21 protein-coding genes and 1 pseudogene are annotated in these 21,910 nt (G+C 44.9%); 17 read left to right on the forward strand and 5 right to left on the reverse strand.

Annotated features, from left to right (window positions below; all coding sequences use genetic code 11):
* Positions 1 to 115 precede the first annotated feature (115 nt).
* Positions 116 to 205, forward strand: a pseudogene (locus tag H6F74_RS30820) (aldo/keto reductase); the annotation flags it as partial.
* Between the two features lie 104 nt (positions 206 to 309).
* Entirely contained in the window at positions 310 to 1,176 is an 867-nt protein-coding gene (locus H6F74_RS00925; RefSeq protein WP_190434917.1) for an Rpn family recombination-promoting nuclease/putative transposase, read from the forward strand.
* Between the two features lie 88 nt (positions 1,177 to 1,264).
* Here the strand turns inward: H6F74_RS00925 and H6F74_RS00930 are convergent, their stop codons facing one another.
* From H6F74_RS00930 to H6F74_RS00940, 3 genes are all read right to left on the reverse strand, one after another.
* Positions 1,265 to 1,711: a hypothetical protein gene (locus H6F74_RS00930; RefSeq protein ID WP_190434923.1), complete on the reverse strand. Its 447-nt coding sequence runs from the start codon at positions 1,709 to 1,711 to the stop codon at positions 1,265 to 1,267.
* Between the two features lie 180 nt (positions 1,712 to 1,891).
* Positions 1,892 to 2,782 carry an ABC transporter ATP-binding protein gene (locus H6F74_RS00935; RefSeq protein WP_190434924.1) on the reverse strand — a complete coding sequence of 297 codons (891 nt, stop codon included), beginning with the start codon at positions 2,780 to 2,782 and terminating at the stop codon, positions 1,892 to 1,894.
* A gap of 203 nt (positions 2,783 to 2,985) precedes the next feature.
* Complete coding sequence (locus H6F74_RS00940; RefSeq protein ID WP_190435057.1) at positions 2,986 to 3,759, reverse strand: ABC transporter permease; 774 nt, start codon at positions 3,757 to 3,759, stop codon at positions 2,986 to 2,988.
* A 28-nt stretch (positions 3,760 to 3,787) separates the two neighbouring features.
* On the opposite strand from H6F74_RS00940, the gene H6F74_RS00945 reads away from it, so the two are divergent.
* The 14 genes from H6F74_RS00945 to H6F74_RS01010 all read left to right on the forward strand — a co-directional run bounded on the left by H6F74_RS00945 (position 3,788) and on the right by H6F74_RS01010 (position 18,103).
* Positions 3,788 to 5,734 (forward strand): FAD-dependent oxidoreductase, encoded by a 1,947-nt coding sequence (locus H6F74_RS00945; RefSeq protein ID WP_190434931.1) that lies wholly within the window; start codon positions 3,788 to 3,790, stop codon positions 5,732 to 5,734.
* A gap of 106 nt (positions 5,735 to 5,840) precedes the next feature.
* Positions 5,841 to 6,911: an aromatic ring-hydroxylating dioxygenase subunit alpha gene (locus H6F74_RS00950; RefSeq protein ID WP_190434933.1), complete on the forward strand. Its 1,071-nt coding sequence runs from the start codon at positions 5,841 to 5,843 to the stop codon at positions 6,909 to 6,911.
* Between the two features lie 104 nt (positions 6,912 to 7,015).
* The gene (locus H6F74_RS00955; RefSeq protein WP_190434937.1) at positions 7,016 to 7,354 is read left to right on the forward strand and encodes a type II toxin-antitoxin system RelE/ParE family toxin; all 339 of its coding nucleotides are present in this window, start codon (positions 7,016 to 7,018) and stop codon (positions 7,352 to 7,354) included.
* Positions 7,347 to 7,646, forward strand: coding sequence for a transcriptional regulator (locus H6F74_RS00960; protein ID WP_190434939.1), 300 nt, complete (start codon positions 7,347 to 7,349; stop codon positions 7,644 to 7,646). The genes H6F74_RS00955 and H6F74_RS00960 overlap by 8 nt, the downstream gene beginning before the upstream one ends.
* Positions 7,647 to 7,796: 150 nt before the next feature.
* The gene (gene psbP, locus H6F74_RS00965; protein WP_190434943.1) at positions 7,797 to 8,342 is read left to right on the forward strand and encodes a photosystem II reaction center PsbP; all 546 of its coding nucleotides are present in this window, start codon (positions 7,797 to 7,799) and stop codon (positions 8,340 to 8,342) included.
* A 72-nt stretch (positions 8,343 to 8,414) separates the two neighbouring features.
* A complete protein-coding gene (locus H6F74_RS00970) occupies positions 8,415 to 9,011 on the forward strand; it encodes a nucleoside triphosphate pyrophosphatase (RefSeq protein ID WP_190435059.1) in 597 nt (198 codons plus the stop codon).
* Positions 9,012 to 9,108: 97 nt separating this feature from the next.
* Positions 9,109 to 9,540, forward strand: a complete 432-nt coding sequence (locus H6F74_RS00975; RefSeq protein WP_190434945.1) for a hypothetical protein — start codon at positions 9,109 to 9,111, stop codon at positions 9,538 to 9,540.
* Between the two features lie 98 nt (positions 9,541 to 9,638).
* Positions 9,639 to 11,285 carry a hypothetical protein gene (locus H6F74_RS00980; protein WP_190434949.1) on the forward strand — a complete coding sequence of 549 codons (1,647 nt, stop codon included), beginning with the start codon at positions 9,639 to 9,641 and terminating at the stop codon, positions 11,283 to 11,285.
* A gap of 21 nt (positions 11,286 to 11,306) precedes the next feature.
* A complete protein-coding gene (locus H6F74_RS00985; RefSeq protein WP_190434951.1) occupies positions 11,307 to 12,110 on the forward strand; it encodes a hypothetical protein in 804 nt (267 codons plus the stop codon).
* A 230-nt stretch (positions 12,111 to 12,340) separates the two neighbouring features.
* Positions 12,341 to 13,063, forward strand: coding sequence for a hypothetical protein (locus tag H6F74_RS00990; RefSeq protein ID WP_190434953.1), 723 nt, complete (start codon positions 12,341 to 12,343; stop codon positions 13,061 to 13,063).
* Positions 13,064 to 13,229: 166 nt separating this feature from the next.
* Complete coding sequence (locus H6F74_RS00995; protein WP_190434954.1) at positions 13,230 to 14,030, forward strand: type II CAAX endopeptidase family protein; 801 nt, start codon at positions 13,230 to 13,232, stop codon at positions 14,028 to 14,030.
* A gap of 166 nt (positions 14,031 to 14,196) precedes the next feature.
* Positions 14,197 to 15,063: an RnfABCDGE type electron transport complex subunit D gene (locus H6F74_RS01000; protein WP_190434956.1), complete on the forward strand. Its 867-nt coding sequence runs from the start codon at positions 14,197 to 14,199 to the stop codon at positions 15,061 to 15,063.
* Between the two features lie 27 nt (positions 15,064 to 15,090).
* A complete protein-coding gene (locus H6F74_RS01005) occupies positions 15,091 to 16,446 on the forward strand; it encodes a DUF2330 domain-containing protein (RefSeq protein ID WP_190434958.1) in 1,356 nt (451 codons plus the stop codon).
* A 322-nt stretch (positions 16,447 to 16,768) separates the two neighbouring features.
* Entirely contained in the window at positions 16,769 to 18,103 is a 1,335-nt protein-coding gene (locus H6F74_RS01010; RefSeq protein ID WP_190434960.1) for an endonuclease/exonuclease/phosphatase family protein, read from the forward strand.
* Between the two features lie 253 nt (positions 18,104 to 18,356).
* On the opposite strand, the gene dtd is transcribed toward H6F74_RS01010, so the two are convergent.
* On the reverse strand, positions 18,357 to 18,809 hold the full coding sequence (dtd, locus tag H6F74_RS01015) for a D-aminoacyl-tRNA deacylase (protein ID WP_190434963.1): 453 nt from the start codon (positions 18,807 to 18,809) through the stop codon (positions 18,357 to 18,359).
* 117 nt (positions 18,810 to 18,926) lie between these two features.
* A complete protein-coding gene (locus H6F74_RS01020) occupies positions 18,927 to 20,066 on the reverse strand; it encodes a GTP-binding protein (protein ID WP_190434965.1) in 1,140 nt (379 codons plus the stop codon).
* Between the two features lie 272 nt (positions 20,067 to 20,338).
* Here H6F74_RS01020 and cysS point away from each other — a divergent pair, with 272 nt between their 5' ends.
* Entirely contained in the window at positions 20,339 to 21,802 is a 1,464-nt protein-coding gene (gene cysS, locus H6F74_RS01025) for a cysteine--tRNA ligase (RefSeq protein WP_190434967.1), read from the forward strand.
* Positions 21,803 to 21,910 lie beyond the last annotated feature (108 nt).

The raw sequence follows: 21,910 nt of genomic DNA on the forward strand, positions 1-21,910 counted from the left end.
AACGAAGAGGTTATGGGTTTAGAAACTTCAACAATTTCAAATTAAGAAGTTTTCTGACTTGGCATTTTGCCAGCTAATTTCAGTTTATTTTACATACCATGTTCGGTAGAGCCATTTATCTGCCGATGAGGTGCAAGAAATTGACGCTATTGGACGAATTGTCACCGACCATTTGGATGATAATCCTGTGATGTGGAATTGGTAATTAGGAAACAAAATAAACGTGAAATACTCTGTATATAGCAACCGTGTTTCTATATTTTATATACAGAGTATTTTACGTCTACTTACTTAATTAAATTGCAATCTATGGCAAAAGCCGCAGATATTGGCAGCAAACGTTTAATCAGTTTGGCAAAGACTGGCTGGGTGCAATGGGTGACACAAAACCCCGACATCGTAGCTGGAGAATTTCTTGATTCACAATTCCAATGGCTCAGCCGTGAAAGTGATGTTTTGGTAAAAGCCAACAGCCCGGAACACGGCGACTTTTTAGTGCTTAACGAGATACAATTAAACTATCAAGTTCGGATGCCCAAGCGGATGCGGGCTTATGCAGCACTAGCAGAAGAAAAGTACAACTTGCCAGTTTATCCGGTGCTGATTAACATTAGGCAACCCTCAGAAACAATTGTAGTGGCACGCTACGAGTCTGAATTTATGGGGTTGCGATCGCGTCAAGATTATCGAGTAATTAATCTCTGGGAAGTAGACGCTGAACTTGCTTTTCAACCATCACTACCATCTTTACTACCTTTTGTGCCAATGTTGAGGGGTGGAGGCGAGGAGTCTGTAGTCAGACGCGCCGTACAGCGTCTAAGAGATGATGAGCAGTTAAACGAGCTAGAACCTCTGTTAGCGTTCTTTGCTGGTTTCGTCTTAGAAACTCGTTTAGTACAACAGATTATGAGGTGGGATATGGCTGTGTTAAGGGAATCTCCTTGGTATCAAGAGATTTTAAGAGAAGGACAACAACTAGGGATGCAGCAGGGAATGCAGCAAGGGCTGCTGTCGGGTATTGAACTGGCTTTAGAGTTAAAATTCGGCACTGAGGGCGTACAGCTAATGCCGGAAATATCTAATATTCAGGATGTGGGACGATTGAAAGCGATCGCGCAAGCAATCAAAACGGTAAATTCTTTGGATGAACTGCGATCGCGCATAACAGCCAGCTAATTGTTAAATGTACATTGCTTCTTCAGGGACAAGTAAATGCGATGAATGAAACAATGTACATTAACCTTTTTTCCCTATTATCTATTCTCTAGTTGCTAAAGGCATCCTTGATGCTATCAACAGTGCGTTCAACAACATTTTTTGCGTCGTCTACTGCTTTTTCAGTCCGAGCCGCATCTTCATCTGCTCTTTTCTCAATTCGATCCCTATCTCTCTTTGCTTTGCCCTCAACGGCACTATCATCCGTTGATTGCTCAACTCGGCTGGCATTTTTGTTTGCAGCTTCCTTAACCTTATTTTTCGTATCTTCGATGAAATTCTTGGATGGTTCAGCCACGTCGTCACGGTATTTCTCTTTAACTTTATCGCCCGCGTCTGCTGAGGCGATCAAGTTTGCAGCAGGAGAAGCCATTGCTGCGGTGTTCGAGAAAAACGCACCCTGCCAAACGAAGGCGATCGCTGACACGCAAAACAGAGTTGTAGCCAGCCAGCGTCCTACAGTCGAAAGCCGTTTTGTAAAATAATTCAGTTTCATAGAATACCATGAGGTTTAGCATCCTATATTTACTTCATTTAGCGCATCAGCCAAACCGCTCTGTAGATAGATGTTGTCCCGTTAAAAGTTGTTAGACAAATTCACTCTTTCGATAGATTGAGTGAACGAACGTCAGCTTCCTTCCTTTCCTTCCCCTCCTCCCTATGCGTCCTCTGGGCCTTAGCGGTTCGTCACCTCAAGATAAATATGCTCTAACCGCACAGCTTGACGCGAAATTGAATCCAGAGGAATACCATCAAAACGCGCGATAATCTCCTTCAATTCTAAAGGCTCCGGCAGCCAGAAAGCCAAATCATTGCCATAACGCCGGACAGGGAAATTATATTCTTTAGCACGCGCGATCGCTCTCTCTTCCTCCGACGTTTGCACCACCACAACCTCCACCGCTGAAATTAATTGCCGAAGTTGTGATAGACTGCCCTCAGCCAAAATAGAACCATTTTTTAGAATACCAATTCTTTGACAAAGACGCTCAGCCTCATCTAATAAATGCGTCGTCAACAAAACCGTAATTCCCTTATCTTTCAGGCTCCGAATTAACTCCCAAACTTCATAACGCGACTCAACATCTAAACCTGTTGTCGGTTCATCCAAAATCACCAACTTTGGCTGGTGAACCAACGCCACAGCAATATTCAACCGCCGCTGCATCCCACCGCTAAGAGTTTCCACCGGACTTTTAGCGCAACTTACTAAATTGACAGCCTCCAAACAAGCTTTTACCTGTTGACGACGCTGCTCACTATTTAAACCGTAAATTCGCGCAAAGAAATTAAGATTTTCTTCACAGCTTAGAGTTTTATAAAGCAAATTTTCTTGCGGCGCTACACCAACTAACCTTTTTGTTGCTTCCGAGACAGGCTGGTTATTAATCCTAATCTCACCACTATCAGCCTTACTCAAATTACAAATTATATTAATAGTCGTCGTCTTCCCCGCGCCATTTGGCCCCAGTAACCCGTAAATCTCTCCGGGTGAGATATGCAGCGATAAATCTTGTAAAACCGGGCGCTTTCCGTAAGACTTACTTAGCTTATTGATGTGGAGCATCGAGACAATTGCTAAGGGATTAAAAAAGTTACAGGGTAGGCATCATGCCCACCCTGTCAATCCTCTTATATTAAACTATAAATTCCACAACTTGTCAAGGTTTCTTTAACGTAAACTACTGCAAAACTAAGCGGATTAGGCAGAATATTATCTTTTACTTTGCGTACCTTTGCGTAAACATTTGCACCCTTTGCGTTGAAAATTCAAAGTCTTCTTTCAACGCTCAACATTCGACGATAAGACAGCCATCCACCTGCAACCATGAAAACAGCAAACACGCATAAAAACCTAAAATGTGATGCAATTTCATCCAGGCTATAGCCGTTAGCAGATACACCGACTAACGCTACATTCATATGATAAATTGGGTTATATTTAGCTATGTCTAAGAGCGTCTGGGGAAATAGAGAAGTAGGCAAAAACGCACCTCCCAAAATTAATAAAGGCACTCCAAACGCAGCTACCAAAGCATTGACATCCTCAGTGCGACGGGCGAACTGCGTACCGAGAATAAATCCTACACCTACATAGGAAATAATACTTAGTAAGATAATCAGACTTCCCAACAGCAAAGAACCTTGAAACCTGGCATTCCAAAAGGCAGCAATAGTATAAACTAAAAGCGTTTGACCGATGCCGATGCAGCTATGGGCGAGAAAAATTCCTAAAAAATAGGACGTACCGCTCAAAGGTGAGATAAAAAGGCGTTTGAGGGTTTGCTGTTCTCTTTCTGACACCACGGTTGCCACACTACCGCCTAAACAACTGAAAAACAGCGCTGCACCTACTAAAGTAGAAGGAGCGGCGAACTCAAAAGCCTGAGCTATTGACAGCTTGGCACGTTCTGCCAGAATAAAGCCACTGAGTATTAAGACCGAAAATGGGAAAATACACCAAAAAATCAGGCTGCGCCGCCGCCGCAACAGTTCAATCAAGATGCGCTGGCAAACTGCCAGCGTTTCGCGCCCGTATTTCATAGTGTGAGGATAAAAGCTGAGTAGCATAATGAGTCAATTATCCACTTCCCCACAATTGCCGTCCATCTCCCGCCGCACACTGATCAAAATGTTCGGTGTCGGTGCTGCTGCTGGATTACTGGGATATTCTCGCTTTTCCAAACCCCAGCCAACTGTTTTTCGGCAAGATAACATTTTGTTGCCACCAATGCTGAACCAGCCAAAGAGCGTTGTGGTAGTGGGGGCTGGCTTGGCTGGATTAGCCTGTGCGTATGAACTGAGCCAGCGTGGTTTTACTGTAACGCTTTTAGAGCGATCGCCTCAACTTGGAGGCAAAATCGCCAGCTGGCCAATCCAGGTGGGGGACGAAAGTTTTATGATGGAGCATGGCTTCCACGGTTTTTTTCCTCAGTATTACAACCTCAAGAGCATAGTAGAAGAACTCGACATCGCTGAGAATTTCATCGATTTAAAGTTCTACTCGGTTGTTTACCGGGATGGGAGTTACAAGCCAGAAGTGTTCCGCCCCAGCAATTCAGCTTTTCCCTGGAATATTGTAGATTTAGCTGTAGCATCCCCCAACCGACTGCGCTGGGGGATTAATTTAACCAAAGTTGGACATTGGGAAGTTTTCCGGGCAATTACGGGATTTCAAACTCAAAAAAGTTTCCAACGTTTAGATCATTTATCGGTTGCCCAATGGGTGCAAAAAGATTTCCCACATGGGTTGTATGACTTATATTTTCTCCCCTTTGCGAAATCAAGCTTAAATGCACCAGATAAAATGAGTGTGGGAGAATTAATGCAGTTTTTCCACTTCTACTTTTTTGGCAATCCAGAAGGTTTAGCTTTCAACGGCACCAAACAGGATATGGGAACCTCGCTGGTGCAACCAATTGCTAAGGCAATTGAACGTAACGGTGGCAAGATTATTAAAGGTGCAACAGTTAGTGAAATTCAGGCACAAGAAGGCAAAATAAATTCCCTCAGCTATCAACAGGGAGCTGGTAATGAGGTGCCATTTTGGGTGAAGCGCAATTCTGCTATTGCCAACGAGCAACTAGAATATTTTGGTGCAGGGGATACTGTTTTTGCGGCGATCCCACAGGGGAATGAAGCAATTTCCCTTAGTTGTACTCACCAAGGCTGTACAGTTGGACTGGCAGATGATGGTAAATTTCACTGTCCTTGCCACGGCGCAGTTTTTGATAGCGAAGGTAGAGTAATAAAAGGGCCTGCAACTAGAGATTTATCACGCTTTAAAGTAGTGCAACGTCAGGAAGATCAGCTGCAACTCGTAGGAGCAAATTATAACTTGCCTCTACAGGAATCGGTGGAGACAGTAAAGGCGGATTACTACGTATTTGCTACCGATGTACCGGGCGTGCAGCAGTTGTTTAATAGAATGAATGGGGATGTCGAGGAAAGAGTGCGATCGCAAGTGGAAAAATTAGCAGTAGCAGATCCCTTTGCCGTTTGCCGCTTCTGGTTTGACCGCGATTTTGAATGGGAACACAGCAACTTTGCTTCCCTCTCCGGCTATCAACTAACTGACAGCATTTGCCTTTACCACCGGATTCAGGATCAATTTATTGAGTGGACAAAAGAAACTGGCGGTAGTGTTGTTGAATTACACGCTTACGCCTACAAAGAAAAAGATTTTCCTACTCAGCAAGTGTTACTTACGACTTTTGAACAGGAACTCTATGAAATTGTCCCGGAACTCAAAGCTGCCAATATGTTACACCGAGAACTGGTGAACCAAAAGAACTTCTCAGGCTACCCACCCAATAGTTACGCAGATAGACCAGAAACTAGCACAGCTATTCCTAACTTATTATTTGCTGGTGACTGGGTGAAAATGCCGTTCCCGTCTGGCTTAATGGAACGGGCAATTAGTAGCGGGTTGCTGGCAGCAAATGAAATTTTACACCGGGAAGGATTGCAAAGGCGACCATTGCTGACGGTGAATCCAGAAGGCGTATTGCAGATATGAACCTTACCCAGAACCGCGCTGAATTTAGGAAAACTAAAGTCGGCTTGATCCGAGCTATTAGCCTGCGAATTTAATTCGCAGGCGATATTTGTCGCTTTGTGAAACTATGCAATCTTCTTCTATAACTACCCAACATCAGAACATTCGCCAGATAGGAATCAACCTTAATTACTGGTATGTAGTTGCACGCAGTACCGAACTAAAAACCCAGCCGCTAAGTGTCGTTCTCTGGAATCAACCAATCGTAATTTATAGAGATAGCACAGGCAAAATTCACGCCTTAGAAGACCGCTGCCCTCATCGTCAAGTTAAACTTAGTCATGGTAAAGTTACTGGCGATGAATTGGAATGTGCTTATCACGGCTGGCGTTTTAATGAGGCGGGTGAATGTGCAGCAGTTCCCTATCTAGCAGCTAATCAAAAATTACCAAGTTGCCAAATTCGTCGCTATCCCGTGCAAGAATTGGACGGTTTTATCTGGCTTTTTCCTGGGGATAGCACCGATTTAGAGACGCAAAATTTCTCGTCTCTAAATCCTCTTGGCGTTCCTGAATGGGATCATCTCAACTATATTGCTACTGTTTCAGTTATTAAGTGTAATGCCCATTACTCCTATTTAATTGAAAACTTGATGGATATGTACCACGGACATTTACATCAGGATTGGCAAGCTTGGACTGATGCAGTGCTTGAAGATATTCACGAAGAAGTTAATCGTGTAGATGCTCATTATCAAGCTCAGAGTTATTACAAAATAGACAAGATTTGGTCTATTTCTCAGTTGTTTTTTCCAGCATTGCGTCGCTTACACCCAGAACCGTTGGATGTTAGTTATATTTATCCGCACTGGGTTTCAACATTAGGCAAGGATTTCAAAATTTACTGTCTACTTTGCCCGGTGAATGAAACGACAACTCGTGCTTATCTGATTCATTTTACATCATTAAATGCCTTTTGGCGGTTGCACAAATTGCCAGTAGCATTTCGCCGTTTTGTGAAAAATAGTTTATTTGGTTCTGCTCAAAAATTACTCGATGGATTAGTCGTTGAAGATGTACAAATGATTGAGGAAGAACAACAGGCATATTTGGATAATCCAGAACGACGGGGTTATGAATTAAATCGAGCATTGGTAAGCGTACAACGACTGATGAAAAATCAAGCAGAACAAGACTAAGCGATCGCTTACTCTTGTTCTGTGTATCTTGAGTGTTAAAAGCCCTTCAATGCAAAATGTGCGATCGCGCCTGCAAAAGAGCCGCGCTCAGCTACGATAAAATCATGGAAGTCACACCAAGAGAAATTCGACTTTACATTACCTCAGACGGCAGAATTCCTTTCAAGGAGTGGTTTGATTCCCTACGAGATGCCAAGACTCAAGTCAAGATTGATACAAGGCTTAACCGAGTTGAACTAGGTAATCTAGGAGACTATCAGTCAGTAGGAGAAGGAGTTTGTGAACTTAGAATTGATTATGGCCCAGGATACAGAATCTACTTTGGACAAATTGGGTCAACGATAGTGCTTTTATTATGTGGTGGGGATAAAAGCACTCAAACTCAAGATATTCGCATAGCTAAGGAATACTGGACAGAGTATAGGAGCCGAAACAATGATTAAAAGTGTCAGCTACCATGAGGATCTGATTTCACGTCTCAAAGATCCAAAATACGCTGCTCTCTACATTGAAGCGATATTGGAAGAAAAAGATCCTGAACCTGAACTGCTTAAAAAGGCACTCAACAATGTAGCAGAGGCGCTTGATGAACTAAATATGTCACCACAAGCAAAATTGCACCAAGAGAAATTAGAAGAATTGCTCACAAAACCAGGAATTTACGCAATTTACAGCTTGGGAGATTGGCTTCAGGCTTTGGGATTAAAGCTAAGTGTTACTGTTAAAGCAGATTAATCCTTGATGGTACCCAAAGCGATCGCTTAGTCTTGTTCTGTGTCCCTACGTCGAATGAAGTTCGTCCAAAATGCGCGATCGTCCTGTTTCCCCGAAGTGGGAAAATGAAACAGAGTAATGCTTAGTGACACAGGGAAAGGAAGAGGGAAGATGCTGAAACGAATTGCCGCAATACTGCTTGTAGTATTAAGTTTGAGTTTGCAAAGTTGCACTGCTGTCAGCGCCACCAGTGGGCTAAGAAGCTATGTCGATAGCACCGACGGCTATCAGTTCCTATATCCTCATGGCTGGGTTGAAGTCAACGTGGGCAATGCAGCAGATATCGTCATGCACGATATCATTGAGCCAAGCGAAAATGTGTCAGTCGTAATTAGCCCAGTTCCTGGAGGTAAAACCCTGGCTGACTTAGGGACACCTAGTGAAGTAGGTTACAAATTATCAAAAAGCGCGATCGCACCCCCCGAATCGGGACGCGAAGCCGAATTGGTGAACGCCGAAAAAGCCGAGTCTGGCGCTAAAACTTATTACTTCTTAGAATACGCCGTCAAACTCCCAAATCAGGAACGCCATAATTTCGCCTCAGTCGCCATCAGTCGAGGCAAACTCTTCACCTTCAACGCCTCCACCACAGAAAAACGCTGGGCAAAAATGCAGCCGATGTTGAAACAAGTTGTCAGTTCATTCTCAGTTTATTAATAGCTAATGGCTAATGGCTTTTGAACAAGCGAGCAATTTGCCATCCTTCAACTGATAACTTGACTAATGACTATGAATATTCCTCCCTTTGTCTTAGCCTCCGCGTCCCCAGCCCGCCGCCGCTTGTTGCAAACTGCTGGAATCGATCCGGTAGTTGCAGTCAGCGATTTTGATGAATCGCAAGTCCAGTTGAACGATCCAGCCGAACTGGTGCAAACCCTAGCACTGCGTAAAGCCGAAACAGTGGCTAGCCAATTTCCAGATGGTTTGGTGTTAGGGTGCGATTCCGTTTTAGCCGTCAACGGCGAAATTCATGGGAAACCCGCGGATGAGAAAGAAGCGATCGCACGTTGGCAAAAAATGCGCTCCTCTGTCGGCAACCTCTATACTGGTCATGCTTTAATTGACCAACGGCAGGGTAAAACTCTAGTAGAATGCGGCATCACGCGAGTTTACTTTGCCAATATAAGCGATCGCCAAATAAACGCCTACGTCGCCACTGGCGAACCTCTCAAATGCGCTGGCTGCTTTGCCCTCGAAGGCAGAGGCGGACTATTTGTAGAAAAACTGGAAGGCTGTCATACCAATGTCATCGGTCTTAGTTTGCCCCTGCTGCGCCAAATGCTCGGTGAACTGGGATACGATGTCACAGACTTCTGGCAACAATGAAAGTTATCCTTAGTCATTAGTCCTTTGTCTTCGGCGCTAATGACAAATGGCTTAATGACCAATGACCAATGACTAAGACATTAAGAGAGGGGATATTGTGGGAGTAAGTAAAGAGTTCAAAGAACAACTCAAAGCTGGCAAAGTTGTTGAAGCACTCACCTTGGCACTAAGCGAAGCCATAGAATTAGAAATTACCACCTGGGTTTCATCCGCTAATTCAGACACTCCGGCAGGAGGAGATCAACCCCTACCCGGCCATTCTATGCGAACCCGCATCAACATCGTAGATGGTGACATCGAAAATGAAGTAGGCAGCGAATTTCTTGGCAATGGTTCCTACGCGGAATTGCGAGAATTTCACTTAGAGCAAGTTCAGGAAGGTCGTGAAATTATCCAAGAAAACCTGGCAAACTTACAACACCTATTTACAGTCTTAACTAACACATTGTCTCAAATGCAGACATCGCGGTTGTCTTCAAATAGTCAACCCCTTTTTCCTCCTTCCACGCCCAACAATCCATCTGAGTAAAAAGGCAATCTTGCAAAGGTAAAAGGTAAAATTATTTACTTTAATTTTACCTTTTACCGGATTGATTAATAACTAAAAACTTAGCTAAAAATATCTTTATGGCGGCAAGCGACGACTTCAAGCAAAAACTCAAAGCTGGCAAAATTGTTGAGGCACTTTCTACCGCACTCAGCGAGGCAATTGAGTTGGAAATTACCACTTGGGTTGCTAAAGCCGACTCAGATCGAGAGCAGCCCGAACCAGGCTCTCGGATGCAGACTCGGATTAATATTGTCGATGGCGACATCACCAACGAAATTGGCAACCAATTTCTCGATACTGGCCCCTATAGCGAACTGCGGCAATTTCATTTAGAACAGGTTCAGCAAAGCCGCGAAATTATCCAAGACAACCTCAAAAGTTTGCAAAAATTATTTGGAATTTGGGCGCAAATGCGACCTTCAAATTCTCCAAAATTGTCTGGTGTAGAGAGTCCTAAACTACCTCCAGACGATGCTGCTCCTTTAGTTATGGAGCCTGAAGTTTCTGTGGTAGAGGTTGCGATCGCTTCTGAGTCCGTTATTGAGGTTGACACTGTTAGCGAAGCCCCGTCTGACCCCTCCCCAACCCCTCCCCGAAGCGGGGAGGGGCTTCTAGATTCCGCATCCGAGAACAAAAGTTCTTCTTTTCCTTCCCCCCTTGCAGGGGCTGAATCGTTAGGTTTTCCGACTTCGCCTTTAGCAGCGTCCGTTCCCGCACAAACACCACCAGTTGCGCCCACCCCGTCCCCACAGACATCGGAAACAATTGTAGAGCCTGTGTTGAGTGCCGAAGAATGGGAACAAGAGGAATGGGAGGAAGTTGCGCCAACCCCGTCCCCACAGACATCGGAAACAACTGTAGAGCCTGTGCTGAGTTCCGAGGAATGGGAACAAGCCCTTTTAGAGGAACCGCCATCAGAGCCAGCGCGGACGGCTACTCAGCAAACTGTAGTGAACTGGGGAAGCGATGAAGAGTGGGAAGATGTCGAGGTAGAGGAACCAGGTTTTCCGGCTTCGCCTTTAGGAGCATCCGTTCCCGCACAAACCCCACCAGTTGCGCCCACCCCGTCCCCACAGACATTGGAAACAACTCTAGAGCCTGTGTTGAGTTCCGAGGAATGGGAACAAGAGGAATGGGAAGAAGTTGCGCCCACCCCGTCCCCACAGACATCGGAAACAACTCTAGAGCCTGTGTTGAGTTCCGAGGAATGGGAACAAGAGGAATGGGAGGAAGTTGCACCCACCCCGTCCCCACAGACATCGGAAACAACTGTAGAGCCTGTGTTGAGTACCGAGGAATGGGAACAAGCCCTCTTAGAGGAACCGCCATCAGAGCCAGCGTGGACGGCTACTCAGCAGACTGTAGTGAACTGGGGAAGCGATGAAGAGTGGGAAGATGTGGAGGTAGAGGAACCAGAACAACGCTTCACCGGGTGGTCGCAGACTGGTGTACAGGATGACGAATGGGAAGGGTTCGACAACTGGGAAGAAGAGGAACAAAGCCAACCGAATCAGCCACAAAGAAACTTTACTTCAAGCGATCGCCTTTCAAATCCGATGGCAGTTTTGTTCGGAGATATACCACCGGAAGAAAAGCCCCAATCTAACTCAGAAATGCCAGACGAGGAAACGCCCGTCACCTTTGAAGACCCTTTCTTTTCAGACACTCCCGCCGAGCCTTGGGATAACAATCCTACTGATGAGAAGAACAAAAAACCAAAGTAATAGCACCGGAGGCTAACAATTGTGGTGAATAGACCTGACACAAATAGTAGAGATATTATCCCTAATTTGCGACCTAAGTTTCACAACTTTTTACAGTCTTTAAGCGATGTACTCATCGACATCACGGCTCTAGAAGTTAATACAATGGTTGTCGATCAAATTACCGGAACAAAGTTCATCCCTTGGCAAGCTTATCGAGATATTTATCCCATTTGCAAGCCATATTTGGAAAGAATGGGAATTCATCCGTCCCTCCACGCGCGTTACCTGAGTCTTCGTAAGCAAATCGAAATAGAGTATTGTTTATACCGCGTTGAAGATGTTGCAGAAGATGCTTCCCAGCTAAGGGAATTTGTCCGAGTTCTCAGCGATCCCACAGCCGAACTGGATTTGCAAAAGACGAAACTACCTAACCCACTCAACCCATCTGCTAATCCGGCTGTTGAAATTAAAAGGATTCAAACTCTGCTCGACGATGGTAGATTTTTACGCAGTTTGCGGAAGGTAGATGAACTAAAGGCGGCGCTTGACAATCGTAACGAAGCACTCAAGAATAGCGAAATTGCTGCATCAGAAAATCCGGAAGAGGCAGTGACAACCGACATTATTTATGCTCAGTCGGTTATTCAGTTAGATGGAGATATCATCAACCGCTATCATGAAAAACTTTTTCAACACGAGCATAAAGACATAATTTTAGATATTCATAGACAAGGAGTAACTGCTGGGGAAAAACAGTGGCACGGACTGTTAGAGTTTATGGTAAACATGGTAGAATCTTTGGTGAATCAACGCTCGATAAAAGACATATTTAACCGGAATTGATATTGCGTAACAGCCTAACACCTAAAGCCCGCAGACTGAAAGTCTCGATGCTCCGCAAACCAAGTCCGCCTGCGCGGACTCAATTTAGCCTGGGTCGGCAGGCTTTGTTTGTGCGGTTGCGATTTCCTTTTCTCCTGGTATTTTTGCAAAACTGGGATGCACCCAAGCAGGCTTAAGAGAAGTGAGCCTCCCAAACTGATGTCAATTAAACCGAATATTGCTAAAAATGAGTGGGAAATAATTTTCCAATATCAGCCAGAAAATGCCTTGATTTAACTGCATACATTCAAGTCGAGGAAGTCAAAGACGAAAAGGGACAAGTAGTGTTTCGCTTCGTGCGATTTAACTTAGATCAGAATGTCATAGATAGAATTCTGCAAGCTAGAACTAAGGGAAAAGATTTGTGTATTTCCCCAAAGAGACTTGGGGAATTGCGCTCTTATGCTTTATTAGATGCGGAAAATCGATTACAATCCGGGCTAACTTTCTGCACTTACTACTATCATGTAACTACAGAGAAAGTGGCTGATAACATTGTTATGCGGAGTGTGATTTCTCTGGATGGAGACATCATTCACCAAATTCGCCATGATTGTCTCGTTGACTCAACTTGGTGTTTAGCGATCGCAACTGCACACCACTGGCTTGTCGCTCAACTTTTAAACAATCTGCATCTCAAAACAGCTTTGTTGTTAAAGTGGATATCTTGGGGGCTATCTTTATTAGTTGTCTTTCCTACAGTTATTGTTTATATACAGCAGCTTAATCCATTGAAACTGTTAGTATCGCTGCTAACATCGTGGCTATTGCAAATTGGATTTAAGCGTCTATTATATTTATTTTTCCCATTGCTAAATCGCTGGCTTTTGCGTCAGTTATTATTGCGATTGCTCTCTTCTAATCCGATGGAACAGAAAATTGCCAAGGGCATTTTAGAGTGGTTTGGAGTATAAATGCCAGGGGTCAAGGCATTCTGCTTTACTTGTTGATGTGAGTGATAGTACCTCAAAAAAAATATCCAGAGATAGATCAAGTCAAAGACGCATCTTCTGTAGAAAAAGGGACGGGTGAGGTATAACTGGAAATTCCATCTAAGGGAGAGTCAGGAGAATAAAGTAGATGTCATTTATTAGAAAATACCCGCTTGCTACCTTCTTTATCTTGGTTTATGCGATCGCGTGGTTAGTTTGGGGTAGCGAAATCGCCGCAACCTTCGGCTGGATTTCCTTCCAACTCCCCGAAAACTTAGCCTTCTTTGGCATTAGCATATCAGCAGTAATGATTAGTGCGATCGCAGACGGAAAAGCTGGAATTAACAGATTCTTTAGCCGACTGGTGAGGTGGCGTGTCGGCGGGAAATGGTACGCGATCGCTTTCCTCATACCAGCTGGCATTAGTCTAGCAGCAATTGGTCTTCACATCCTGCTAGGCGGGAATCATCAAATCGCCACCATAATTCCATTGCAAGGAATATTACCCTTATTCATTGAACAAATCATCATCCATCTGTTAACCGAGGAACCTGGATGGAGAGGATTTGCTTTACCAAGACTTCAGGAAAATTTTAGCGCCTTATGGGCCAGTTTCATCCTGGGTTTAAGCTGGGGAATGTGGCACTTTCCCTTATTTCTCCTCCCAGGAACACCTCAAGCTAATATCCCCTTTATAGGTTTCCTTCTTTCCACGATAGCGATCGCGATTCTGATGACGTGGATTTACAACCACACAAAAGGCAGCCTATTACTCGCCGCATTCTTCCACGCTGCCTATAATACTACACTTGTCTTCTTTGGCACACTGTGGGGAGATTTGCGAGTCTTCTGGTTCTACGTCGCCATCACCTGGATAGCAGCGATTTTCGTTGTCATCATAGAAGGCGCAGCACATCTCGATCGTAAAAAGACACTCACAGCCACCTGAAATTATCCCCTCTCTGCGCCCTCAGCGCCTCGGCGGTTCGTTTCCCACAAGCAACCCTGTCTCCCCTGCTACCTTTTTGTAACAATTTCTGTAACAGGACAACTACCAGCATCCTATCGCGTCTAAATTCAGACAAAGACATGGCTAATCGTGCCATCAACAGGCAATGGTACTAAAAGATATCCGAGACTACCAAATTCTCTTTCTAACCTCATTTCTTGTCTTAGGAATTTCGACAAGAGATTGGACGCTAAGACCAGATTTAATTTTAGTTGTAATAGTGACTTGCCTACTTACTCAGTGGCTAGCAACATCCATCAAACAAAACCTACTCAAAGAAACTGAATCAACAACCAATACTCCCATCAAACCTTCATTTCGCAGTGCTTTAATTACAGCTTTAGGTTTAAGTTTGCTGCTAAGAGCTGATAATTGCACCACAATGATTTTAGCAGGCTCCTTAGCAATTTCAAGTAAATTTATTTTTCAAACTAATAACAAACATTTTTTCAATCCTGCCAATTTTGGTATTATTTCAGTTCTCATTTTGACACCCGATGCCTGGGTTTCCCCTGGACAGTGGGGGGATGATTGGTGGTATGCCTTGTTATTTGCAGGAACCGGAGGCATGATATTAAAACGAGTCGGGCGATGGGACACAACCGCTGCTTTTTTATGTTCCTATGCCCTTTTAGAAGCAATTCGCAATATCTGGCTTGGCTGGACGTGGGATGTATTTTTCCATCGTTTAACAAGCGGTTCTTTACTGCTGTTTGCCTTGTTTATGATTACAGATCCTCGGTCAATTCCCAACGCCAGAATCAGCCGCTTAATATGGGCTATTTCCATCGCTGTGTTAACCTTTATCCTGCGGAATCAATTTTTTATTTCCACCGCAGTTTTCTGGGCTTTATTTGCCCTAGCCCCCTTAACTGTAATTTGGGATTTAGTTTGGAAAGCGCCCAGATTCTCGTGGTGGGATTCAGCAAATAAACCTGAAATTGCTGAAAATGAGCAGTATATACAAGCGTAAACACTTACTAAAATAAAAGAGGTGACAATGAAGTTATTTCGGATTTTCAAAACATTACTAATAACTTGTCTAGCGGTTATTTGCTTTGCGCCTACAGCCTGGGCATTTTGTGGATTTTATGTCGCTAAAGCGGATACAAAATTATACAACAAAGCTTCTCAAGTAGTGATTGCGCGGAGTGGCGATCGCACTGTTCTAACTATGGCGAATGACTATCAAGGAGACGTCAAAGACTTCGCCTTAGTTGTCCCGGTTCCCACGGTGCTTAAAAAAGACCAAGTTCGCGTTGGCGAACCCAAAATTATCGAACGTTTAGATGCCTTTAGTGCGCCGCGACTCGTCGAATATTTTGACGAAGATCCGTGTAATCCTGTCATGTACTCTCCAAGACCTGTATCCAGAGCAGCGATGGAACCTGGCGCAGCAAGAGGAAGTAGAGACGAAAGCACTTTAGGTGTCACCGTAGAAGAACGTTTTACAGTCGGAGAATACGACATTGTAATCCTCAGCGCCAGAGAATCTAATGGTTTAGAAACTTGGCTAAATCGCAACGGTTATCGCATTCCCAGAGGTGCTAAACAACTGCTGCAACCATACATCCGGCAAAACATGAAATTCTTCGTTGCTAAAGTCAACTTAGGAGAATTTGAAAAGTCTGGGACTCAATTCCTGCGACCTTTGATGATGGCTTATGAGTCTCCTAAATTCATGTTGCCGATTCGTCTAGGCATGATTAATTCTACCAGCGAACAAGACTTAATTGTTTATGTCTTATCACCAAAAGGTCAGGCAGAAGTTACCAACTACCGGACAGTCAAAGTTCCCTCGGATGCTGAAATACCAGTATACGTTAAAAATGACTTTGGTAATTTCTACAAATCGATGTTCAAAAACGCATACAATCGGGAAAATCAAAAAGTTGCTTTTCTCGAATATGCGTGGGATATGGGTAGCTGCGATCCGTGTTCTGCGGAACCATTAAATCCAGAAGAACTGAAGAAAGCTGGTGTATTTTGGCTAGATAATTCCCCTTCGGATATCCAGCAGTCAGCGCCCTTCCGGAGAGGCATTGTTCCCTCCAGTAATGTTTTTATTACTCGTCTTCATGTCCGCTATACCCGCGATAAGTTTCCCGAAGATTTGATGTTCCAAGAAACATCAAATCGCCAAAATTTCCAGGGTCGCTATATCCTCCGCCATGCTTTTACAGGGGAAGTTAAATGTCAAGCAGGACAACAATATAAAAAGTCTTTGGCTGGACGATTTGAACAAGAAGCGCAAACTTTAGCGAAGCTTACAGGGTGGAATATTCAGGATATTCGCAAGAAAATGCCTGTTGCACAAAGCAATTCTAAACCTTGGTGGCAAAATATTTTCCCTTAACACCATGACTTACGCACTTGCCGTGAACTAAAGTTCCGGCTCAAAGCTCAAACCCATTTTAATGGGTTGGTTTGAGGTTTTTTAGTCAGTTTCAACTGACTTGGGCTTTTAGCCAGGAAATTTATTTCCTGGTTCCAAGTGCGTAAGTCCTAAACACTTAAAGTGTCATAAGTTTACATTTCTGTTAAATAAGCAGGTTTTTTATGAAGCTTCCGTGAAGATGAGGCATCTTAAAACCTGCTTATTACCTTCATAGGGTTGTCTTAACGTGCGATCGCTACTGTGTGAGGAATAACGAAAGCTAAGTACAAACACGGTTGCTATGAAGATCCAGAAAGCTCTGATTTCCCGGTTCGATCGCCTTGTATCCGGAGGATTACTGACAGCAGGGATATTGGGAGCGATCGCGTCTGGGTCAGCACAAGCCACCACCCTCCGCTTTGCCACATTCAACGCCTCACTAAACCGCAACGCTGAGGGTCAACTAATTACCGATTTGTCAAACCCCGACAACGTACAGGCAAAGACCGTTGCTGAAATCATCCAACGAGTCAACCCTGACGTGCTGTTAATCAACGAATTCGACTATGTAGAAGGCGGAACAGCAGCCCAACTATTTCAAAATAACTACCTTTCAGTTAGCCAGAATGGTGCTTCCCCCGCTGAATATCAATATCGCTACGTTGCACCCTCTAACACTGGCATACCTTCCGGATTTGACCTAGACAACAATGGCACAGTCGGCGGCCCAAACGATGCCTATGGCTTCGGAGTTTTCCCCGGTCAGTTTGGCATGGCACTGTACTCCAAGTACCCAATTTTAGAAGAAAGCATCCGCACCTTCCAAACCTTCCTGTGGAAAGATATGCCGGGAGCTTTACTTCCCGACAACCCAGCGACACCCGAACCCAATGACTGGTACTCCGCAGCAGAACTTGAGGTAGTTCGTCTCTCCTCCAAGAGTCACTGGGATATCCCAATTAACGTTAACGGAGAGATTGTTCACGCCCTCCTTAGCCATCCTACCCCGCCAGTATTTGACGGCCCCGAAGACCGCAACGGTAGGCGCAATTTTGACGAAATTCGCTTTTGGGCAGACTATATCACACCCGGAGAAGGCGATTACATCTACGACGATCAGCGCACCTTTGGAGGACTGAGTGCTGATTCAAGCTTTGTTATCATGGGCGACCAAAATTCAGATCCCTTTGATGGCGATAGTTTACCCGGTGCGATACAGCAATTGCTGGATAATCCCCTTGTCAATACCAGCGTCACTCCAACCAGCGAAGGCGGCCCAGAACAAGCAATTTTGCAAGGCGGTGCTAATCTAACCCATAAAAGTAACCCAGCATTTGATACAGCTGACTTTGCTGATGGTACACCCGGTAATTTGCGCGTAGATTACGTTTTGCCATCCCAGGATTTAGAGATTGTTGATGCAGCTGTATTCTGGCCTAAGAACAGCGATCGCCTGTTTCCTCTAGTGGGGACGTTCCCCTTCCCCAGTTCTGATCATCGCTTGGTGTGGGCTGATGTTAAGGTGGCTGATGATAGCGCCAGCATACCTGAACCTTCCGCTACTCTGGGAATTTTCAGCCTTGGCATTCTGGGGATAATTGGCAAATCTCGCCGTCGCCGCAAACCGATTGTTTGAGTTAGCGTAGCGTAGGTTGGCTTGTGCAACGAAACCCAACACTCATAAGCATTTGTTGGGTTTCACTGTCGTTCAACCCAACCTACTAACTTTCTCTAAGTAAGAGAGTTAGCGTAGTTAGCGTAGCGTAGGTTGGGTTGAGGAACGAAACCCAACACCCATAAGAGGCACGAAACCCAACCCTTATAAGCATTTGTTGGGTTTCACTGTCGTTCAACCCAACCTGTCGTTCAACCCAACCTACTAACTTTCTCTATGATGCTTCTCTTTCCAGCAGCAAAGTAACAGGGCCATCATTCTCAATTTCTACCTGCATCATCGCCCCAAATTCACCAGTTTCAACTCGCACGCTTTGGCGTAACTTCTCAACAAACTGTTCGTAAAGCTTTCTGGCAACATCTGGTGCAGCTGAACGGTCGAAGGAAGGGCGGCGACCTTTGCGACAATCTCCATAGAGGGTGAACTGGCTAATTACTAACAGTTCGCCCCCGATTTCTTGAATTGATTTTTCCCAGCGTCCCGTACCATTTTCTTCATCTGGAAATAAGCGTAATTCCAGACATTTTCGCGCTATCCAGTCAAGTTCGGCTTCGGTATCCGTATCGGCAATGGCTACGAGTAAGTTAAGCCCTCGCCCAATTTTGCCGATGACTTTACCTGCAACCTCAACTTGAGATGATTTAACTCGCTGAACGACAACGCGCATAATTAGTCATTACATATGTAGGGACATGGCATTGCCATGTCCCTACCAAACGTTAGAACCGCAATGTATTCGACCCAACTGAGAAACGATATTAAGCATTAGCATATTAGCTAATTACTATTTCCCGAACCCTTTGCCACGACTTGCAGAGGGGAGACAGACACATTTCTGGATTTGGTCGCGCAGGGTTTCTTTATCTAAATCCTGACCAATCAGCACCAGCTGGGTTTTCGGTTGACCTTTCCAATCTTCATCGTCAATACTAAACCGCTTGCCGCAGAGGTGGAAAATATGCCGTCTGGGGCTTTCGTCAAACCAAAGAATCCCTTTGGCACGGAAGACGGTAGAAGGCAATTGATTATCTAGGAAATTTTGAAACTTCTTGATAGCAAAAGGCTTGTCGCTTTCAAAGGAAATTGAGGTAAACCCGTCATTTTCCAGGTGGTGCGAGTGATGGTGATGGTCGTGGTCATGGTCGTGAGTGCAAACATCATGTTCATGATCGCAAGCACTATGATCGTGATGATCGTGATGGTCGTGATGGTCGTGATGGTCGTGATGGTCGTGGTCGTGGTGGTCGTGTTCCGATTCAACCTCTAAATACCTGTCAGACTCAAACAAACCGACGCTGAGAATCAAAGGCAATGACACCTGTGCGCGTGCGGTTCGCAGAATTCTGGCATCAGTTTTCATGTCCCGAATTCTAACTTCCAGCGAATCCAAGTCGGCTTCATCTACCAAATCTGCTTTGTTTAGTAGAATAATGTCACCATAGGTAATCTGGCTGGTGGCAGCTTCGCTGTTGAACAAATCGAGACTGAAATTTTCTGAATCTACCACTGTGATAATAGAATCCAGGCGGGTCATGTCTCGCAGTTCCGTCCCTAAAAAGGTGAGTGCAACTGGCAAAGGATCTGCGAGTCCGGTTGTTTCGACTACCAGATAATCTATTTTGTCTTCGCGTTCCAGAACTTTGTAAACTGCCTCAACCAAATCGTTATTAATGGTGCAGCAGATACAACCGTTACTCAACTCCACCATGTCTTCTCCGGTGGTGACAATCAGTTCATTGTCAATGCCGATTTCACCAAATTCATTGACCAGAACAGCGGTTTTCACGCCTTCCTGATTGCTTAAGATGTGGTTGAGGAGCGTGGTCTTGCCGCTGCCAAGGAAACCTGTAATGATCGTGACAGGCAAGCCGTGTTTCGGGGAATCGATTGCTGGGGATTGGTCAGGTTTAACTGCTGGTTGCATAACGCGACTGTCGAAAAGGTCAGAAAATGGAACTATGTAAAGATCGGCAGGGCATTAAATGCAGATATTTGCATCCCTGCTACCCACCTTTATTATGGCTTGTTACACGGCATGGAAAAGAACGAAGCTGATAAGATGCCGATGCCGTTTAACATGGAGGCAAGCGATCGCTGGTGTTAACCCTCCGATTTTACAGATGCGATGATATATTGCGTCTCTACGGCTACACAAACAAAGCTTGTCTCTTGCTGACTATAATCAATCCAAAGTTTATGACCCTATCACTCTACAACACCCTAACCCGTCGTAAGGAACCCTTTGAACCCCTCAATCCCGGTAAAGTCGGGATGTACTACTGCGGCGTAACGGTGTACGATTACTGCCACTTGGGTCATGCTAGAGCTTGCATAGTTTGGGATGTGACGCGCCGCTATCTGCAATTTCGCGGCTATGATGTGCGCTACGTACAGAATTTTACTGATATTGATGACAAAATCCTCAATCGAGCCAGACTTGAGGGTTCAACGATGGAGGAAGTCGCAGAACGCTATATCCAAGCTTATTTTGAGGATATGGCGCGGCTGAATATCCAAGAAGCTGATGAATATCCCCGCGCTACTCACACAATAGATGGAATTAAGCGGCTGATTCACGAGTTGGAACAGAAAGATTTTGCTTATCCTTCGTCGGGGGATGTCTACTATGCAGTTCGGGAATTTCCGGAGTATGGGAAGCTTTCGGGACGCAGGTTAGAAGATATGCAAGCTGGCGCGAGTAATCGGGTTGAGGTGGAACCGGAAGCGTCTAAGAAAAAAGATCCGTTTGATTTTGCTTTGTGGAAGGCTGCTAAACCGGGGGAACCTGCGTGGGAGTCGCCTTGGGGTGATGGTCGTCCGGGATGGCATATTGAATGCTCGGCTATGGTGCGCGATCGCTTGGGCGAAACTATAGATATCCACGCTGGCGGTGCTGACTTAATTTTCCCTCACCACGAAAATGAAATTGCTCAATCAGAAGCAGTAACAGGCAAGCCTTTATCTCGTTACTGGTTGCACAATGGTATGGTAACGGTGAATGGCGAGAAGATGTCTAAGTCTCTGGGCAACTTTATCACTATTCGTGAGTTACTTGACCGTCCAGTTGACCCGATGGCAGTGCGGTTATTTGTTCTTACAGCACAGTACCGCAAACCTATCGATTTTACCGATGAAGCTATACAAGCTGCTACCAACGGTTGGAATACCTTAAAAGAAGGTTTGCTGTTTGGCTATCAGTACGGTAAACAGTTAGGTTGGAGAGTGGAACAACAAGAAAATCTTCCAATCGCCAATCCCTTTGTTGAGAGATTCCAAACAGCAGTCGATGATGACTTAAATTTTCCTGGCGGTTTAACAGTATTGTTTGAACTGGCAAAGGAATTAGGCAAGCAAGGGCATATCTTAGTTCACCAGGGTAAAACTGAGACACCACCGGAAGAGTTACAAGTTCGGTGGCATAATTTGGTTAATTTGTCAACAGTTTTAGGCTTAGAAGTGGGGGCGCAAGACATAGCTTCGCTAGAGGATGAAACTGCTGGTGATATAAGCGATGCGGAGATTGAGGCGGAGATTGAAAAGCGACAGGAAGCGCGCAAAGCGAAGAATTTTGCTGAAAGCGATCGCATTCGCAACGAATTAGCTGCCCAAGGCATTACCTTAATTGATAGCCCAGAGGGTACGCGCTGGCATCGCAACTAGAGATTGGGGATTGGGGATTGGGGATTGGGGATTGGGGATTGGGGAAGAGGAAAAAATCTTACCTAGTTCCTAGTCCCTAGTCCCTAGTCCCTAGCCCCCAATCTCCTT

Source organism: Trichocoleus sp. FACHB-90, from assembly GCF_014695505.1.
GTDB lineage: Bacteria > Cyanobacteriota > Cyanobacteriia > Cyanobacteriales > FACHB-T130 > Funiculus > Funiculus sociatus.

What these genes read in the sequence shown, in the direction of transcription:
- H6F74_RS00925 (WP_190434917.1), top strand. Translation starts at nt 310, where the DNA reads ATGGCAAAAGCCGCAGATATTGGCAGCAAACGTTTAATCAGTTTGGCA.
- H6F74_RS00930 (WP_190434923.1), bottom strand. Translation starts at nt 1,711, where the DNA reads ATGAAACTGAATTATTTTACAAAACGGCTTTCGACTGTAGGACGCTGG.
- H6F74_RS00935 (WP_190434924.1), bottom strand. Translation starts at nt 2,782, where the DNA reads ATGCTCCACATCAATAAGCTAAGTAAGTCTTACGGAAAGCGCCCGGTT.
- H6F74_RS00940 (WP_190435057.1), bottom strand. Translation starts at nt 3,759, where the DNA reads ATGAAATACGGGCGCGAAACGCTGGCAGTTTGCCAGCGCATCTTGATT.
- H6F74_RS00945 (WP_190434931.1), top strand. Translation starts at nt 3,788, where the DNA reads ATGAGTCAATTATCCACTTCCCCACAATTGCCGTCCATCTCCCGCCGC.
- H6F74_RS00950 (WP_190434933.1), top strand. Translation starts at nt 5,841, where the DNA reads ATGCAATCTTCTTCTATAACTACCCAACATCAGAACATTCGCCAGATA.
- H6F74_RS00955 (WP_190434937.1), top strand. Translation starts at nt 7,016, where the DNA reads ATGGAAGTCACACCAAGAGAAATTCGACTTTACATTACCTCAGACGGC.
- H6F74_RS00960 (WP_190434939.1), top strand. Translation starts at nt 7,347, where the DNA reads ATGATTAAAAGTGTCAGCTACCATGAGGATCTGATTTCACGTCTCAAA.
- psbP (WP_190434943.1), top strand. Translation starts at nt 7,797, where the DNA reads ATGCTGAAACGAATTGCCGCAATACTGCTTGTAGTATTAAGTTTGAGT.
- H6F74_RS00970 (WP_190435059.1), top strand. Translation starts at nt 8,415, where the DNA reads ATGAATATTCCTCCCTTTGTCTTAGCCTCCGCGTCCCCAGCCCGCCGC.
- H6F74_RS00980 (WP_190434949.1), top strand. Translation starts at nt 9,639, where the DNA reads ATGGCGGCAAGCGACGACTTCAAGCAAAAACTCAAAGCTGGCAAAATT.
- H6F74_RS00995 (WP_190434954.1), top strand. Translation starts at nt 13,230, where the DNA reads ATGTCATTTATTAGAAAATACCCGCTTGCTACCTTCTTTATCTTGGTT.
- H6F74_RS01000 (WP_190434956.1), top strand. Translation starts at nt 14,197, where the DNA reads ATGGTACTAAAAGATATCCGAGACTACCAAATTCTCTTTCTAACCTCA.
- H6F74_RS01005 (WP_190434958.1), top strand. Translation starts at nt 15,091, where the DNA reads ATGAAGTTATTTCGGATTTTCAAAACATTACTAATAACTTGTCTAGCG.
- H6F74_RS01010 (WP_190434960.1), top strand. Translation starts at nt 16,769, where the DNA reads ATGAAGATCCAGAAAGCTCTGATTTCCCGGTTCGATCGCCTTGTATCC.
- dtd (WP_190434963.1), bottom strand. Translation starts at nt 18,809, where the DNA reads ATGCGCGTTGTCGTTCAGCGAGTTAAATCATCTCAAGTTGAGGTTGCA.
- H6F74_RS01020 (WP_190434965.1), bottom strand. Translation starts at nt 20,066, where the DNA reads ATGCAACCAGCAGTTAAACCTGACCAATCCCCAGCAATCGATTCCCCG.
- cysS (WP_190434967.1), top strand. Translation starts at nt 20,339, where the DNA reads ATGACCCTATCACTCTACAACACCCTAACCCGTCGTAAGGAACCCTTT.